This is a genomic window from Bacillus sp. FSL R10-2201 (genome assembly GCF_038008665.1).
Classification (GTDB): Bacteria; Bacillota; Bacilli; order Bacillales; family Bacillaceae_G; genus Bacillus_A; species Bacillus_A mycoides.
Genome location: NZ_JBBOZP010000001.1, coordinates 3286795 through 3304380 on the forward strand (window position 1 = coordinate 3286795; position 17586 = coordinate 3304380).

Genomic DNA, 17586 nt, shown 5'->3' on the forward strand with positions numbered 1-17586 from the left:
GTAATTCATTCAGTATTTAAAGTTACATCTCCTAATAGGCTCATCCGCTTTTTAACAAGATTTATCAATAATTAATTAAAGTTGAGCTAAACATTCTTTCATTGTTTTAACGATAAAAGTAAAGTCTTCCTCTGTGATGCTTAATGGAGGAGCAAGCTGTAAAATATTATTGTAACCTGCAACAGTGTCACCATTTTTACCAATAATTAGACCTTTTTCTTTACAAGCATTGATGACTTTGTTCATCTTTTCAATGGAAGCCGGTTCTTTTGTTTGCTTATCTTCCACTAGTTCAATGCCTAAAAGAAGGCCCTTTCCGCGAACATCCCCTACGTTTGGATGCTCTTTTACATCCTCTAGCTCATATAACAGTCGTTCACCCAATTCTTTGGAACGTTCAATGAGTTTCTCATTCTCCATAATTTCTAAATTCTTCAAAGCTAAAGCGCAAGCAGCAGGATTTCCTCCGAATGTATTTACATGGCGGAAGCGATCATAATCATCACTACCTACGAATGCCTCATAAACCTCTCGTCTAACTGCTGTTGCTGACAAAGGAAGATACGCACTTGTAATACCTTTTGCCATTGTTATGATATCTGGTTTGACGCCATAATTCATAAATCCAAACGGCTTCCCTGTTCGTCCAAATCCACATATAACTTCATCACAAATGAGCAACGCACCGTGCTTCTCGCAAATTTCTTTTACTTTTTCCATATATCCATCAGGAGGCATTAAAATTCCACCCCCAGTAATGATTGGCTCCATAATCACACCGGCTACTGTTTGGCTTAACTCCCATGTCATGACACGATCGATTTCCTCAGCACTTGCCAGTGTATGAACATCCTCTGGATTTCGATACGTATCAGGCGGTGCTACATGCAGGAATCCTTGCCCGAGTGGTTCATATTTATACTTTCGCTGTGCTTGACCTGTTGCTGCAAGAGCTCCCATTGAGTTACCGTGATAAGCGCGGTAGCGTGAAATAAACTTATAGCGTCCATGATCACCTTTTTGTTGATGATATTGACGAGCAATTTTAAACGCTGTTTCATTCGCTTCCGATCCACTGTTAGAAAAGAAAATAACGTATTCATCATCAAGCCATTCATTCAATTTTTCTGCTAATTTAATAGCAGGAACATGACTTTGAGTCAGAGGGAAATACGGCATTTCTTCAAGCTGCTCAAACGCCGCTCTTGCAAGCTCTTTTCGGCCGTATCCAACATTCACACACCAAAGACCAGACATACCGTCTAAATAACGGTTTCCATCAATATCCGTCACCCATGCCCCTTCTGCTTTTGTAATAATTAAATTCGTTGGACTAGGGGCTGCTCCTCTCATCGCATGCCAAAGGTACTTTTCATCTGTTTTTTTCAAACTTTGTGTTTGTTCTGTCGCTTGCACAATCACCAGCTCCATTCTATCTTTTTATGGTTTTACATCACTCTTTCAATAACGAGCCGTAAGCATTTTCTTGCGAGTATAGAATTCTACGCCATCTTTTCCATTTGCATGGAGATCACCATAGAAAGATTTCTTATAACCTGAGAACGGGAAGAATGCCATTGGAGCAGGAACTCCAAGATTAACCCCAAGCATACCTGCATCAATTTCTTCACGGAATTCACGAATAGCTTTCGCGCTATTTGTGTACAGACATGCACCATTTGCGAATGGTGATGCATTAGCAACATGAATCGCTTCCATCAAGTCTTTTACGCGTACAATAGAAAGAACCGGTGCGAAAATTTCATCTTGCCAGATTTTCATTTCCTCTGTCACGTTATCAAAAATCGTTGGGCCAACAAAATAACCTTGGCTGTTTGCTACATCGTCTTCACGTCCGTCACGAATAAGTGTCGCTCCCTGCTCTACACCGGATTGAATGTATCCGAGTGTCCGCTCTTTATGTACTTCACGAATAACGGGACCAAGGAAAACACCTTCTTCCAGACCATTACCAATCTTAATTGCATTAGCCTCTTGAAGCAGTCTATTAACGAGCTCATCCGCAACGTCTTCTTCCACGACAACAACAGCCGCTGCCATGCATCGTTCACCAGCTGAACCGAAGGCAGCACTTGTAATTTCTTTCACTGTAGAACTAAGGTCCGCATCTTTTAATACGATCGAATGATTTTTTGCCCCTGCAAGAGCTTGTACACGTTTACCGTTAGCTGCTGCTGTTTTTATATATATACTCAGCCACAGGTTGAGAACCAACGAAAGATACAGCTTTCACATCCTCATTGTCAAGAATGCCGTTAACGACGTCATGTGCACCATGCACAATATTTAGTACTCCATCTGGAAGACCTGCTTCTTTAAACAGTTCAGCTATGCGATTAGCCAATAGCGGTGTTCTTTCAGATGGTTTTAATACAAATGTATTCCCGCATGCAATCGCGAGTGGAAACATCCAGCATGGCACCATCATCGGAAAGTTAAATGGCGTTATTCCTGCGATTACTCCGATCGGATAACGATACATCCCTGATTCAACACCAGTAGCAATATCGGGAAGTTGCTCTCCCATCATTAAAGTGGGTGCGCCTGCGGCAAATTCAACACATTCAATCCCCCGCTGCACTTCACCGTATGCTTCCTTATAACTTTTTCCGTTTTCCAAGGTTACGAGTTTAGCTAACTCTTCCCAGTTTTCAATCAATAGCTGTTGATAGCGAAATAGAATCCGAGCACGCCGAGGCACAGCGACCTTTCTCCATGTTTTGAATGCTTCTTTCGCAGTTGCTACAGCTCTATCTAAATCTTCTTTAGTCGAAAGAGGCACACGAGCAATAATCTCTCCTGTTGCTGGATTTGGTACATCTTCAACTTGCTTACTTGTGGATTCTATCCATTGTCCGCCAATATAATTTTTCAACGTTTGTACATTTTTCATTACTACCATGGTGAAGCCTCCTATTTTAAGATAACCGTCCTATGTTATCGCCCCTAAAAAGAAAGCGCATTCATTTGACGGTATGTAAACTTATTTACATACATTTCTTCAACATTATTAATCTTATTCATTGAATACGCAGGAGCAGTCATCTGCTTAGCATTTGTCCACTCCCCAGTTCACATTATTTCAGATGGATCTCATGGTTCATCTTATAATTCTTTTTCAAAAATACTGGGCAATCCCATTCACAAACAAGGTCCTTAGCCAAGGAAACGATCCAGTCCTTTGTAATATGATACTTTTCCCCATCAACAGTAATAAACACTTCACCATCTGTCACATAGAAAACTTCCTGATCTTCTACATGCCACGTTCCTTTATTCGGTTCGCCTACCCACGGTTCCCATGCGTTGGCACCTAGTTGCTCTGCTTCTTCTGCTGTAAGTTTTTTCGCAAAAAACATGACAATCCTCTCTCTTTCGTATTGATAATTTTGAAGGAATAAGTCTATAAATCTACTGCCTTAACACTTGGATTTTTTAAACGTTTAAACTCTTTTTTCATAAAGTATATGGCAATGAGAACACCTGGAATTTCTGCAGCAGGAGCAGCGTACCATACACCTTCTACACCCCAGAATTTCGGGAAAATAAATAGAAACGGTAACATGAACAACAATATTTTGCTTACACTAATAAACGTTGCGGACCAGTTTCTCTCTTGCGATTCGAAATAACCGGAGATAAGCAGGCTAACTGCACTAAGCGTAAACAAACAATTGAATACAACTGTCGTCCAAATGCCCAGTTTTTGCAATTCAGGATTACCACCGGAAAAAAATGACACAATTGGATCTGCAAAAATGACTAGTATGGCTGTCACGATTACAAAGAAGGAAACTGTAAAAATGAGTCCCATCTTAATTGCTTGTTTCACACGATCAAGGTTGCCCGCACCGTAATTATAACTAATAATCGGTTGAAGCCCTGTCATCCCACCAAGCGCTGCTAAGGCGAGGAGATTTGTAATATAACCGTTTTGAATCGTGAAAGCTGCAACGTGTAGACCACCACCGTAGCTTTGCAGTAAGTTGTTGGTGAAAATAATTGCAATAAACATCATGAACTGACTCGAGAAAGATGCAAAGCCCGTCCAAACCACTTCACCAATCTTCTTGAGATTAATCATCATATCTTTCATTTTTGGCTTAAGTTTTGTTTTACCAAACCAGAAATAAAAGATTAGGAGAACAGGAATCGATTGCGAAATCGTATTAGCCCATGAAGAACCCATCATCCCCATGTCATACTTCACTACCATAATCCATTCCATAGTCCCAGCAACAACCGCTGCGACTAACCAACTGTTCATTGATAATATAGGCTTTTCATCGATATTAGCTAAAATACTTAATACAACGGCCAATATCGTTAATGGCAACGAAATCCATAGCAGTCGGCTATATTGCACCGCATACGGAAGTGCTTCATCACTTGCTCCGAATAAAATCATAATATCATTTTCAAAGACCAACCCAAGTATAGCTAACAAAGAAGATAGGAAAAGAGTAAACCATAAAGTTTGTCCCATAATACTTCTAGCTTCTTCGATTTTCCCTTTCCCCAGTCGAAGTGAAATGACCGCTCCGGCTCCCACACCTAAAAGAACACCAATCATACGGGTAATAACCATGACCGTAAATCCAATTCCGATCCCTTCGACTTCCAGCTCCTGAAAGCCACTGACGAAATAGCCATCAACAACCGATACAACTCCTAAAATTACGTTAGCCATAATTCCCGCCAAAGCAAACCGTAAATATAGTAACGGAATACTTTTGGTTCCTAGCACTGAATCATCCACCGGCTTATTCATTACTTCTGGTTGCTCTATTTTTGATGACGGACCGTTGTCCACTATTTTCATGAGCATATCCCCTTATAAATAATTTATATAGCACGTTTTGCTCAATTAATTCGCATACCACCCTACCGGATTTGCATGCTGGTGGATATTGATTTGCTTCGTTTCCATAAAGTGCTCCAGTCCGGCAACACCTAACGCTCTGCCGATGCCACTTTGCTTATACCCTCCCCAAGGACCTTCCACATAAGCGAGATGATAACTATTAATCCAAGTAATTCCCGCACGCAATTTACTAATGACACGTTTTGCCAGGTCCATATCTTCCGTAAATACAGCACCGGCTAATCCATAAATAGAATCATTCGCTTTTTGGATGGCATCTTCCTCATCTTTAAATTTCTGTACAACAAGGACTGGGCCAAAAATCTCTTCCTTCACAATACACATATTCTCATTTACATCAGCAAAGATTGTTGGTGCAATGAAAAACCCTCGATCGAGCCCATTTTCTGTTAAGCGCTTACCACCACAAACTAATTTTGCACCTTCTTCGATTCCTCTCTGAATATAATGTAAAACTTCATTCATATGAGACTCGTTTGTAAGCGCTCCCATTTCAATATTCTCACTTTCCCCGTTGCCAACTACAATTTTGTTCGCACGCTCGGCCAATCTTTCAACAAACTTATCATAAATAGTCTCTTGTACAAGTAAACGAGATGCAGCTGAACAAACTTGCCCAGCGTTGTGGAAAATACCAAACATCGCATTATCAACTGCGGTTTCAAAATCCACATCGTCGAACACAATAAGTGGAGATTTACCACCTAGTTCAAGTGTGATTTTTTTCATATTGCCTGCAGCTGCGCGCATAATACTTTGACCTGTTTTTGTTCCACCAGTAAAGGCAATTTTGTCGACATCATGGCTCTCTGCAAGCTCATTCCCAACCTTTGAACCAGGTCCCAATACTAAGTTTGCTACTCCATCCGGAAGTCCAACCTCTTCGATAATTTCAAATAATTTGAATACGCTTACAGGAGTGACGTCAGCAGGCTTAATTACAATTGTATTCCCTGCGGCAAGTGCAGGAGCAATTTGCCAAACAGCTAACATAAGCGGGAAATTCCAAGGTACAATAAGTCCACAAACACCAATCGGTTCATGAATAATAATCGTTTCTGAAGCATCATCACGAGTGTAAGATTCCTTTTTCATACCTTTAATCAAGTCAGCATAATAGCGGAAGCATTGAATCGATACAGGAATATCTACATAGGTTGTTGCACGGATAACCTTACCGTTATTTGCAGTTTCCAAACGGGCAATTTCAGCTGTATTCTCTTCAAGACGGTCTGCAATCTTATATAGATAGTCAGCTCTTTCATCAGCCGATAAATCCGACCAGATCCCGCTATCAAACGCTTTACGAGCCGCCTTAATTGCTATCTTCGCATCATCTGCTGATCCATGAGCAGACGTTGCGATAACCTCTTCGGTTGCAGGATTGATAATGTTTCGTCTAGCACCCGATAATGCTTCTACCCATTTCCCGTCAATGAACATGTTAATTTTCATAAACACCTCTCCTTTACGCGATAATATCTACCAGTTTGAAACCAATATGTGCTATATTGACCAGCATCGTTTTCTGATTATAGAATGGGAATGATTTAAGGCGTTCTTTTTCAAATCGATATCCACCTGCACTCCCCGTAACGATCCATTGTGCCAATAACTTACCAAACAATGTCGAGAGAGACGCGCCATGTCCCGTATAACCCGTTGCAAAATATGCGCCTTCTTTGGATCTACCGATAACCGGGAACGTATCAATTGTAACCCCGATAAATCCACCCCACCTGTAATCAATCTTGCTTCCTTCTAGTTTTGGCATTATTTTAACCATGGCATCGTAAACATTTTGATAAACAGCATCACCTAAGTTTGGACGAATATCGCCACCGCCAAATATGATCCGATTATCTGGTGTACGCCTGAAATAGTAAAGGAAACTGCTTGTATCAAAAACCATGCGATCTTTAGGAATGACGCTATTCACCAATGATTCTGGAAGCTGTTCAGTACCAATAATACGTGCCGAAATTGGCAGTACGCCTTTATTCAATTCAGCCATAATTTTTCCGGAGTAACCATCTGTAGCCACAATAATGTCTTTCGCTGTAACAGTACCTTTTTCTGTAATAACTTTCACACTATTTCGGCCGTACTCAATAGATAGTGCTTTCGAATGCTCAAAGATTTTTGCACCGATCGATTTAGCTGCTTCTCCCAAACCAATTGCATAGTTCAGTGGTTGGAACGAGTAACTCGAGTCGTCGACTAAGCAACCATAATATTGCGGGGAATCAATTTCTTGATGCAACTGACTTCGATTAAGCACGCTACAGTCATATCCAAAATTTTTGTTTAAGTATTCACTTTCAAGTTTCAACCCTTCAAAATGCTTGGCTTTGTAAGCCGCCACAATGTGACCTGTCTTTCTGAAGTTACAGTTGATTTGATGCTCGTCAATAATGTTTTTAACTAATTCAACACTAAGCAGAGAAAGATCGTTAAGCTGCCTCGCCTCTTCGGCACCATACTTCTTGGCAAGCTCCTGCATCGTTGACTTATAGCCTGGCAATACCATCCCGCCGTTGCGACCGCTTGCGCCATATCCGATTGTTTCCTGCTCAAGGACAATGACACTCTTCCCTAACTTTTGCAAATGATATGCAGAAGAGAGACCTGTGAAACCTGCGCCAATAATGACAACATCCGCCTCTTCATTTCCTTCAAGAGGTTTTCCTTTGTCATATCTGTTTGCAGTCGCTGTCCATAGTGAGAGTGTATCCATATGATCCATCTTATCCATAGCTAATCCTTCTCCCTTCGTGACATGTATGTTACAATACAGTCAAAAATATTCTTAATATTCAAACTTATTGAGTTAATAATATGACTTAGAGTTTCCTCCAAGTCAATAGCTATTTGAGAGTTTTTTGAATTCATTTTGCGAAAAAAGTGGAGTAACTCCACTTTTTTCATTGGGGGGTACATCTATGAAAATTGGTACATTTGCGAAGCTTTTTCATGTTACGACTGATACCGTTCGTTATTACATTGAACTAGGATTATTAATACCAGACAAAAAAAACACTCAGTATCAAATGAACCAATTGTGTTTCGACGACATGGCTTTTATTACTGAGCTGAAAAAATTTCATTTTTCATTGATAGAAATCCAACGAATTTTATCATATCGACGTGTCACAAACTTCTCGGACCATGAGGATATCGACTACTACAACAACTCGCTCATTGATAAAAAGGACGAGCTAACCAAGAAAAAAGAAGACATATCAAAAGCTATCCAATTGATTGAAAAAGCGGTTCAAACTAGCTCGCCTTCATCCAAAGAAGAAAGTATTACAGGAATCCCGCTTGACTTTGTAAATTTTCTCTATTGTCCAAAATGCCGCATTCCACTTGAAATGAAAGATGTAACGATTAAAAAAGTCTACATTCACACGGGGAGTTTAACTTGTAGCTGTGGATACGAAGCAGCTATCGAGGAGGGTATTATTATTACCGCGAACTTGTACGAGACGTCTCCTTATCCATCTTATTTTTACGATAAAGAAACGATTAAAGAGATCAATCCCAAAATGATTAACTTATTTGAAAAAAGTAATTTTCGATTTCAAAAAGTTCTACAAAATATAGATTTGAAAAACAAATTAATTGTGGAAACAAACGTTGATGCTTTTGTATCACTACCTAAATATATCGATGTTCTTGAACCAAGCGCAAACTATGTATTCAGTGGCTATTCGCTTGCAATGCTCAAGAAGGTGAGAAATAGAATTGAGCGTGTGAATCCGAAGCCACGCGTCCTTTATATTTTGAATTCCGATTTAAATCTACCATTGAAACCGCTTAGCATCGATGTTTTTGTGGATAGTTTTACAATAACTGATTTTTCACTGCTCAACCCAGAGTTCCCAAGTCATGTTCTAAAAAACTATTTACATAACAGTTCAACAATTGTCGGTGGATACTCGTATTATGATAACTCGGCCAAATCCTTGAAAAATATTTCAGCCTTATATCCAAATTCCCATGAGCATATTTTACATCCAAAATACTTAGAAGAAAATTTATCAGTTAACGGATTTCAAATCATGCAAAATGAAAATATCGGTTACTGTACAGATCCAGGACCTTATTTCGATTATCATGTAAGAGACGAAAAATTCCACATGCTCATGTATTTGGCTAATACGAAACAATAGCACAAAAAGCGCCATCACAAGTGACGGCGCTTTTTCTATGTAAGAGCTACTAGAAGGTACCCTTCTAGCCTACTCCCATTTATAAGTCCAAAACTGTTCAAGTTGCAGCCATTTTAATGTTGCTGCGTCTTTGTTTTTTATTTTTGCATGCGTTTCTTCTAGCATCGCTTCCGTTTGTGAACGATGCGCGCCTAGTGCAGCTAATTTATGTTCAAATACTTCACTAATATTATTTACAACATCCGGTTCACCGAGTACTGCTTCGCGATTTCTCGTAATCGCAACCGCATGAATGGCTGGACGTTCTTCTTTAGGCATACGTGATACAGCGCGAACTACAGCGCGGCCAAATGCATCATGATCCGGATGTACGCCGTGTTCTGGATAAAATGTAATAATTCGAGATGGATTTACTTCTTGAATAATCGCTTCGATTTTATCGGCAACAAAATCAACATCTTCAAATTCTAACGTTTTATCATGGAAACCGAGCATTCTTAAATCTTGAATCCCCATCGCTTCACATGCATCTTTTAATTCTTTTTCACGTATATTTGGAATCGTTTCACGGTTAGCGAATACGTTTTTCCCCATGTTACGTCCCATTTGTCCAAGAGTACCACATGCGTACGTTACAGGTACTCCTTGATCTGTTAATAAGCGAATTGTTCCTCCCGCAGCAAATGCTTCATCATCTGGATGCGGAAATACAACAAGTACATGTCTCTCCATAAGTTTCCCTCCTTCTTACTTAAATGGCGTTAAGCTTAGCTCAAGCGCTACCGCTAAGCGGCCTTGGTTATCATGCCCTGCTAGTAATAAACGCTCTTTATCGTCTACTTCCCAGTGCGTAATGCCTTCTGCATATACCCAGCCATGATCCATTTTCAAACCAACTCGGTATGGGTTTGTTCCAGTTATTTTCCCACGCTCAAAGCGAATAATTGCATTTCGAATGAATGCTCCTACTGTCATCATCTTTTCATTAAAGTGTGACGCATACGCTCCATTCGTCGTTTCTAAATGAATATATACATCTTTATTTACAAAACGTTCAATTTCATTTTGAATAAGAGAACTATCTTTTACTATTTCCATCGGAATTCACCTCTTTAAACCATTTTACGCAAAAATAATGTAAATTGCTATCTCTATATTAGAGGACAACGCCCACTTTTCCTAATAATTTGCACTGTGTTTTTTATATTTTTTATATGATATGTAAAAATCACATTTTTTCCTTCACTTTGTTAAATAGTTTTCTTTCTTTTTTGAATTTGCTACAATATATTTTATCCCGTATTAATACAGCGAGATACATTTCGACAATTGAATACATACTTTAAAGAAGGTGACATGATTGGAACAATCAGCACATGAAGTAGCAAATTGGCAATATTATTTTACAATTGCCGTATTTTTAGTCACGTACGGTTTTATTATTTCTGAGAAATTGAATCGTGCTGTAATCGCACTATTCGGTGCTGCTATTATGATTATTTTTGGAATTGTAGATTTACATACTGCTTTCACATCGCATATTCAATGGGAAACGATTACCCTTTTAATTGGGATGATGATTCTCGTACATATTACGAGTCAATCAGGCGTATTTGAATTTGTAGCCATAAAAGCAGCAAAAGCAGCTGGCGGAAAACCAATCCGCATTTTATTATTACTATCCCTATTAACTGCTGTCGGTTCTGCATTTTTGGACAACGTAACAACCGTATTATTAATCGTACCTGTTACACTATCCATTACACGTATTTTAAAAGTAAATCCTGTTCCTTATTTAATTTCAGAAGTACTATTTTCAAATATAGGCGGAACAGCAACATTAATTGGTGACCCGCCGAACATTATGATTGGATCAGCTAATAAGCATTTAGACTTTAATGCCTTTTTACTAAACTTAGCTCCAATCGTAATCATTATTTCTATCGTTACACTTGGCATTATTTACTTCATGTATCGCAACAAACTAAAAACAACGCCTGAGCAAATCGAAAAGCTAATGGCATTAAATGAAAAAGATTATATTAAAGATCAGAGCCTCCTTTTAAAATCCATTACGATTTTAGGACTAACTATTTTAGGCTTTGTACTTCATTCTATTATTCATGTAGACGCTGCCGTTATTGCGATGACAGGTGCTACACTTCTTATGTTAATCGGTGTGAAAGAACATGATATTGAAGATGTATTTGCCCACGTTGAATGGGTAACAATTTTCTTCTTCGCTGGACTATTCGTTCTCGTTGGCGGATTAATTGATATCGGACTTATTTCTTCACTCGCAAAAGAAGTACTCGACGTAACAAATGGCGATATCGGTTTCGCTGCTATACTTATCTTATGGGTATCTGGCATCGCATCTGCGACAATTGATAACATCCCATTTGTCGCAACGATGATTCCACTTATTCAAGATTTAGCTACAGGACTCGGACTATCTGTCGATTCTCCGCAAATTGAAGTACTATGGTGGGCGTTATCACTTGGAGCTTGCCTAGGAGGCAACGGAACATTAATTGGAGCATCAGCAAACGTAGTCGTTGCTGGTATTGCAAAACGTGAAGGACATGGGTTCTCTTATATGGACTTCTTAAAAATCGGTTTCCCCTTAACGATCATTGCGCTATTGTTATCACATGCTTACATTTATTTACGTTATTTAATGTAGAAGTTGTATTGCATGAAATTATGTCGTCAAATAAAAAAGGTTTGCAGCACTATGCTACAAACCTTTTTTCATCACCAAAATATACCTATAATTGCTAATCCACCTAAAATCATACCACCAATTTGTCCGATGATTGTTGGTGATAGTTGAACACCTTTTCTCACTTCAACAACTGGTCTTTCGTGCCTTAGTTGCTGCACTTCACTTTGAAGTTGATGTACACTTCCGTGTAGTTCTTTAATTAGTTCTTTTAATTCAGCGACCTCTTCATTTACTGGCTTACTTTTTTCTAAGTTCATCTCGCATAACTCCTTATAAATTCAATCAGTTCACTGTAAATTTTCGCCAATTATCGTTATATCTCCTGCATACTACATATATAATATGGAATGTACCTTTATTAACAAGACCCTTTTAAGAACAAATTTAGATATTTTAGAAAGACAACTTTCATTAGTTCTTCATATATATATATAGGACTAATATATTCAACAATTCTATTCTTTATAGTTTCTTTTTCATACAAAAAGCTTCACTAAAATTTAGCAGGTGTACCTTGATGAAAATACATTTGCCATCTTCCTTCTCTAAATTTCCATATCGAACTACGTAACGAGTGTTGATTATTCATTTCATTGAATATTTGATAAGTAGTTAATGCTACATCTTTGGATAATGGATGTACTTCAAAATCACTCAAAGTCATTTTTACCACACCAATTCCATTTTTATCGATATCCTCATTTTTATATAAAACTTTACCAGAACTCCCAAACTCAAAAAAATCAGCGGCAAGTATCTTTTTAAGCTCCTTTTGAGATGTGCGAACCCCTGGTTTAAGTAATCGTTCCTCTAGCTGATATAAACACTCTCTTAATGAAGATAAACCTTCCATTAGTACACTCCTCCGCTCATCATTACCCAAATATTACAACTTTTCACTCTACACTACACAATTATTCTGTATGTTTTTGCTAGTTCTGCAGCTCTATCCATTCATCACGCAATATCCCCATAATCATACGATCAAAACACTTTCCATCTCTTTGAACTGCTTCCCTCATACATCCTTCCATCTGAAATCCCATCTTTTTATACAGTACAATGGCTGCTTTATTATAAGAAATAACATCGAGACCGACGCGGTGTAGATTCATTTCATAGAACGCATACTTTAAAATAAGATGCACTGCTTCTCTCCCAAACCCTTTTCCTCTATCATTTGCCTCTCCTATACCAATTGCTAATAGACCTGTTCTGTTATTCCACTCTATGCCGTGAATTGCAACAAAACCAATTAAGCGATCATCTTGAACTGTTCTTAACATGAAAGAAACACTATTCGATCTCCGTCCCTTTAATAGCCCATCACTCGCTATTTCATGTAACGATTGCGGGAATGCCAAGTCTGTATCTACATTTCTTAAGTACTCACTATCCTCTTGCCACATAGCCATTACTTCAGCATCTGCTTCTCTAATAGCTGATAACTTAATAGTTTTATTTTGAAAAAGATTCATCGTCATCTAAAACTCCCCCTTTTTTAAATAGCGGGGACAATAATTCTAGCCTATTTATCCCGCATTAACGGGATACTTACAATAAGCGCTGACATTGGCACATCTCCCTTGCATTGAATTAACTTCATTGTATAATTTTTCATTTATTCTAACAATAACAACAATAAAAAGACCCTCCAAATTTAGAGGGCCTTTCCTAATAGCAAAACTGTATTATTTCGTAAACATTTTCTCTGCTTCATCCATTGCCATTTTGTTACCTAAAGCAGAATAGTCAAGCCATGGTTGATCATTAATAATGTATACGTGCTTACCTTTAACAGCTTTTAAGTCTTTCCAAATTGGTGTTTCTTGCAGTTGTTTAAATGCTGCTTTTGCTTTATCGTCTCTGTTTACGACAACGAAAATAGCATCCGCATCAAAGTCAGGTAATACTTCTTGTGAAATTACTTCGAAAGGACGGTTTCCATCAATTTTCTCTACACCATTTGCAGGTTGTAATCCTAAGTCTTGGAATAGAATTGGTCCCATCGGTCTTTTCGTACTAAATACACGTAATTCTTTTGCAGTAACGCGAATTGCCATTACTTTTTCGTTATTACCTAACTCTTTATCTATTAAACTTTTTACTCGTTTTGATTGTTCTTCATAGTCTTGAATATATTTATCTGCTTCTTTCTCACGGTTTACAAGTTTACCTACTTCTTTTAAATGATCTCTCCACGTACCTTCATCTAAATTAAAAGTATGTGTTTTTGCAATTTTTTCGTATTTCGCTAAATCTTTGCCAGCATATTTTTCATCCACATAAATTTCAGATGGCTTTAATTGTAGTAATGCTTCCATATTCGGATCTGTTACAACGCCCAGTTTCTTCGTATCTTTCAACTGTTCTTTCACGTGAGGTAAGAAATCTTTTAAATCTCCACCAATTACAGAACCTACCGGTGTAATTCCTAATGCAAGTAAGTTATTCGTTAAATGAATAGACATAGAAGCAATTTTTGGATCATTACTTTTTTCAGTTTTTTTAGTTGCCTCTTCACTAGATTTCGTTTGACCACATGCTGATAATACTAAAATAAACATAATGCTAAATAAAATAGTAAGTTTCTTTTTCATATGTTCTCCTCTTTGAAGTATTTATTTTGTTTTTGTAAGTAAATAAAGAAAATATGGCGCACCTAAAGCCGCTACTACTACGCCAGCTGGAATAGAGTTTGGCTCAAATAAAGATCGCCCTATCGTATCCGCGAGTACTAAAATAATCATTCCAATTATGCCAGCTAACGGAAGGAAATGTTGATATGTACTACCTACTAACTTTCTTGCGATATGCGGAGAAACTAAGCCGATAAAGCCAATTCCCCCTGCCATTGATACACTTGCACAAGACAATCCTACCGCTGTAGCTAAAAGCAGTAACCGTTCTTTTTGAACAGATACACCAAGTCCTGCTGCTACACTATCACCTAGTGACAGTGCATTTAACGTTTTGGATTTCAGCCATGCGTACGGAGTTAGTATCAAAATCCAAGGTAATAATGCTAGGACATGAATCCAATCTCTTCCCCACACGTTACCAACTAACCACCTAGAAGCGAATGTATACGTCTCATCATTTAACTTGAGCGAGAAAAATAACGAAAGTGCACTAAAACCAGCTGAAACTGCAATACCAACAAGAATAAGTCTAATGGGAAGTAAACCTTTTGACCGATCACTCGCAAGCAAAACAATAAGAAATGCAGCTAACACTCCTCCGCCAAATGTAAATAACGGTATTAAAATCGATGCACTCTCGTTAATAGAATGAAAGAGAGTAACGAATACAATAATCCCGAAAGATGCACCTGAATGCAATCCAAGAATCCCCGGATCTGCGAGTGCATTACGAGATAATCCTTGCAAAATCGCACCGGAAACCCCAAGGCCAATACCTGCTAACATTGTGATTATAATTCTTGGCATACGATAATCGTATAGCACGGTTGCACTCTCAAAATCACCATAGCCAAAAAGCGTTTGAATTACTTTGAGCGGTGCGATGCTCAGCGTTCCCGTATTTAAGCTAATCAAAATTACAGCGATACTTATACATCCGAAAATTGTAGTTACAGTAATAGCTCTCTTTTTATCCGTGCTAAAAAGATCCTTCACTTATAACTCCCTCCCAACTTTACGTGCTATATAAAGGAAGAACGGAACTCCAACAAGAGCTACCATAATTCCTATCGCAAGTTCTTTAGGAGGATTTACTGTTCTTGCTCCTAAATCAGCTAAAACTAATAAAATAGCTCCTAATAATGCTGACATAGGAATAATAAGTTGATAATTAACACCTACTAATTTTCTAGCAATGTGCGGGATGACCAATCCTACAAATCCAATGGAACCAACAGCTGAAACAGAAACACCTGCTAGAATCACTACCATAATCATCCCGAGTATTCTCGTTCGGTTCGTTTTTACACCTAAATTTGTAGCGACATCATCCCCCATGGATATGAGTGAAATAGATCGCCCTAGCGCTGTCGCAAAAACAATTGTTATGAGAATAATAGGCACTAAAAATTTCAAGTGTTCCCACTTAACCCCCGCAACACCACCAGCATACCAAAACGCTAAATCTTGGCTTAAGTCATAATAAATCGCGACACCTGAACTTAACGAATGTAAAAGCGCGGCCATAACTGCCCCTGCAATCGTTAACCTCATCGGCGTTAGCCCGCCTGATGTTGCTGATCCAATAATAAAAATGAGTACTGTACTTAAAACTGCTCCAATAAAGGAGACAATCATTAAATAGGAATACGGCATATGCGGGAAAAAAGCAAAACTAAGTGCTACTACAAACATCGCACCTGCATTTATTCCGAGTACACCTGCATCAGCTAAAGGATTTCGTGTTACCCCTTGCATAACAGCTCCAGCGACTGCAAAAGCAGCTCCTACAACTGCTGCGCCAATTACCCTTGGGAGCCTTAATTCATAAATAATTTGATGCTGTGTTAATTTCGGATTATAATCAAAAACCGCTGCCCACACAGTTTGCAAATGGATATCCTTTGCACCAAATGCAACGGCTAAAAATATAGCTCCAATTAAACATATAATTGTTAAGCTCATGAAACATATGAACTTAATATGTATCCAGCGATTATTGCCAGCATGTACAGTAGACTTATGTAACATGTTTCATTTCATCCTTTATATTCAGTTCTTTTTTATAATTATTTTTTATTTACAATCATTATTGATAATAATTATCATTTTCATTTAGATATTATATCCCCACTTTTTTTAAATAGCAAACTATTTTTTTACTTTGTTAAACTATCAAAATACTTATTACAATTCCCTTCTAAAACTTCCAAATACATGCAAAATGACGTACTGTTTTATTTTCAAATTTGTAGTATACTAAGTTATTATTTTGATTTTTCAAATAATAATCCTGAAGGTGAAAACATGTTTTATGTAAAACAACTACTCTATTTTACTTATGAACAAGCATTATCCTGTTTGTTCCCTGTCATTATTTTTTTAACACTTGCTCTTTCAAAAATCATTTCGATTCCAGGGCTGTACCGATATGATTTCATACTCATCGTATGCCTTCTTATGCAGTGGATTATGTACAAAACAGGTCTTGAAACAAAAGATGAACTAAAAGTAATTACTGTCTTCCACCTCATCGGCCTTTTACTAGAAATATATAAAGTACATTTCGGTTCATGGAGTTATCCTGAAGAGGCGTATTCAAAAGTTTTCGGAGTTCCGCTTTACAGCGGTTTTATGTATGCGAGTGTCGCAAGTTACATATGCCAAGCGTGGAGAAGATTGCATTTACAAATGCATCATTGGCCGAAAGCTATTTTTACAATACCTCTAGGAGCAATGATTTACTTTAATTTTTTTACACATCATTTTCTATATGACTTTAGATGGGTATTAACTTTAATTTTATTCATTGTTTTCTTTCGCACATTTGTGGAATTTTCATTACGAGGCGTTACATATAAAATGCCGCTCGTACTCTCATTTTTCCTTATCGGATTCTTTATTTGGATTGCAGAAAACATCGCTACCTTCTTCGGAGCATGGCAATATCCAAATCAACGGGAAACATGGAGCCTCGTTCACTTAAGCAAAATTAGCTCATGGTTTTTACTCGTTGTTATTAGCATTATGATTGTTACACAACTCAAACATTTGAAGCAGTCGAAAAGATAATGCCGATTATGTAAAAACAGTTTAAAAACAGTTAGCCCATCACTCATTAGAGAGTGATAGGCC

General features: G+C 38.0%; 16 protein-coding genes and 1 pseudogene. 3 read left to right on the plus strand and 14 right to left on the minus strand.

Translation table 11 applies throughout. From position 1 onward, the window contains the following. Nucleotides 1–75: 75 nt before the first annotated feature. The 6 genes and pseudogenes from NSQ69_RS17010 to NSQ69_RS17035 form a co-directional block, all read right to left on the minus strand. Nucleotides 76–1431 carry an aspartate aminotransferase family protein gene (locus tag NSQ69_RS17010; RefSeq protein WP_161793966.1) on the minus strand — a complete coding sequence of 452 codons (1356 nt, stop codon included), beginning with the start codon at nucleotides 1429–1431 and terminating at the stop codon, nucleotides 76–78. A gap of 30 nt (nucleotides 1432–1461) precedes the next feature. Then, nucleotides 1462–2923 (minus strand): annotated as a pseudogene (locus NSQ69_RS17015) (CoA-acylating methylmalonate-semialdehyde dehydrogenase). Nucleotides 2924–3098: 175 nt separating this feature from the next. After that, nucleotides 3099–3380 carry a cupin domain-containing protein gene (locus NSQ69_RS17020; RefSeq protein WP_002128394.1) on the minus strand — a complete coding sequence of 94 codons (282 nt, stop codon included), beginning with the start codon at nucleotides 3378–3380 and terminating at the stop codon, nucleotides 3099–3101. Nucleotides 3381–3424: 44 nt separating this feature from the next. Then, nucleotides 3425–4843 (minus strand): MATE family efflux transporter, encoded by a 1419-nt coding sequence (locus NSQ69_RS17025; protein WP_002128395.1) that lies wholly within the window; start codon nucleotides 4841–4843, stop codon nucleotides 3425–3427. Between the two features lie 45 nt (nucleotides 4844–4888). Beyond that, entirely contained in the window at nucleotides 4889–6361 is a 1473-nt protein-coding gene (locus tag NSQ69_RS17030) for an aldehyde dehydrogenase family protein (protein WP_002128396.1), read from the minus strand. 13 nt (nucleotides 6362–6374) lie between these two features. Further along, nucleotides 6375–7661 (minus strand): NAD(P)/FAD-dependent oxidoreductase, encoded by a 1287-nt coding sequence (locus tag NSQ69_RS17035; RefSeq protein ID WP_002128397.1) that lies wholly within the window; start codon nucleotides 7659–7661, stop codon nucleotides 6375–6377. Between the two features lie 187 nt (nucleotides 7662–7848). Here NSQ69_RS17035 and NSQ69_RS17040 point away from each other — a divergent pair, with 187 nt between their 5' ends. Beyond that, nucleotides 7849–9081, plus strand: a complete 1233-nt coding sequence (locus NSQ69_RS17040) for a MerR family transcriptional regulator (RefSeq protein ID WP_002185253.1) — start codon at nucleotides 7849–7851, stop codon at nucleotides 9079–9081. A 69-nt stretch (nucleotides 9082–9150) separates the two neighbouring features. Here the strand turns inward: NSQ69_RS17040 and bshB2 are convergent, their stop codons facing one another. Then, nucleotides 9151–9813, minus strand: coding sequence for a bacillithiol biosynthesis deacetylase BshB2 (gene bshB2, locus NSQ69_RS17045; RefSeq protein WP_000439465.1), 663 nt, complete (start codon nucleotides 9811–9813; stop codon nucleotides 9151–9153). Nucleotides 9814–9828: 15 nt separating this feature from the next. Beyond that, nucleotides 9829–10179, minus strand: a complete 351-nt coding sequence (locus NSQ69_RS17050; protein ID WP_000407039.1) for a YojF family protein — start codon at nucleotides 10177–10179, stop codon at nucleotides 9829–9831. A 262-nt stretch (nucleotides 10180–10441) separates the two neighbouring features. Between NSQ69_RS17050 and NSQ69_RS17055 the strand changes: the two genes are divergently transcribed. Further along, complete coding sequence (locus tag NSQ69_RS17055) at nucleotides 10442–11767, plus strand: ArsB/NhaD family transporter (protein WP_002014220.1); 1326 nt, start codon at nucleotides 10442–10444, stop codon at nucleotides 11765–11767. A gap of 71 nt (nucleotides 11768–11838) precedes the next feature. Here NSQ69_RS17055 and NSQ69_RS17060 read toward each other — a convergent pair whose 3' ends face one another. The 6 genes from NSQ69_RS17060 to NSQ69_RS17085 all read right to left on the minus strand — a co-directional run bounded on the left by NSQ69_RS17060 (nucleotide 11839) and on the right by NSQ69_RS17085 (nucleotide 16482). Next, complete coding sequence (locus NSQ69_RS17060) at nucleotides 11839–12066, minus strand: hypothetical protein (protein WP_002033458.1); 228 nt, start codon at nucleotides 12064–12066, stop codon at nucleotides 11839–11841. Nucleotides 12067–12302: 236 nt separating this feature from the next. Next, complete coding sequence (locus NSQ69_RS17065; RefSeq protein ID WP_002128400.1) at nucleotides 12303–12662, minus strand: nuclear transport factor 2 family protein; 360 nt, start codon at nucleotides 12660–12662, stop codon at nucleotides 12303–12305. A 79-nt stretch (nucleotides 12663–12741) separates the two neighbouring features. After that, nucleotides 12742–13293, minus strand: coding sequence for a GNAT family N-acetyltransferase (locus NSQ69_RS17070; protein WP_002128401.1), 552 nt, complete (start codon nucleotides 13291–13293; stop codon nucleotides 12742–12744). A gap of 207 nt (nucleotides 13294–13500) precedes the next feature. Then, entirely contained in the window at nucleotides 13501–14409 is a 909-nt protein-coding gene (locus NSQ69_RS17075; RefSeq protein WP_002014213.1) for an iron-hydroxamate ABC transporter substrate-binding protein, read from the minus strand. A 21-nt stretch (nucleotides 14410–14430) separates the two neighbouring features. Next, nucleotides 14431–15447: a FecCD family ABC transporter permease gene (locus tag NSQ69_RS17080; protein ID WP_002014212.1), complete on the minus strand. Its 1017-nt coding sequence runs from the start codon at nucleotides 15445–15447 to the stop codon at nucleotides 14431–14433. Further along, a complete protein-coding gene (locus tag NSQ69_RS17085) occupies nucleotides 15448–16482 on the minus strand; it encodes a FecCD family ABC transporter permease (RefSeq protein ID WP_002128403.1) in 1035 nt (344 codons plus the stop codon). It abuts the gene before it with no gap. 276 nt (nucleotides 16483–16758) lie between these two features. Here NSQ69_RS17085 and NSQ69_RS17090 point away from each other — a divergent pair, with 276 nt between their 5' ends. Beyond that, on the plus strand, nucleotides 16759–17523 hold the full coding sequence (locus NSQ69_RS17090; RefSeq protein WP_078203383.1) for a DUF817 domain-containing protein: 765 nt from the start codon (nucleotides 16759–16761) through the stop codon (nucleotides 17521–17523). The last annotated feature ends 63 nt before the right edge of the window (nucleotides 17524–17586 follow it).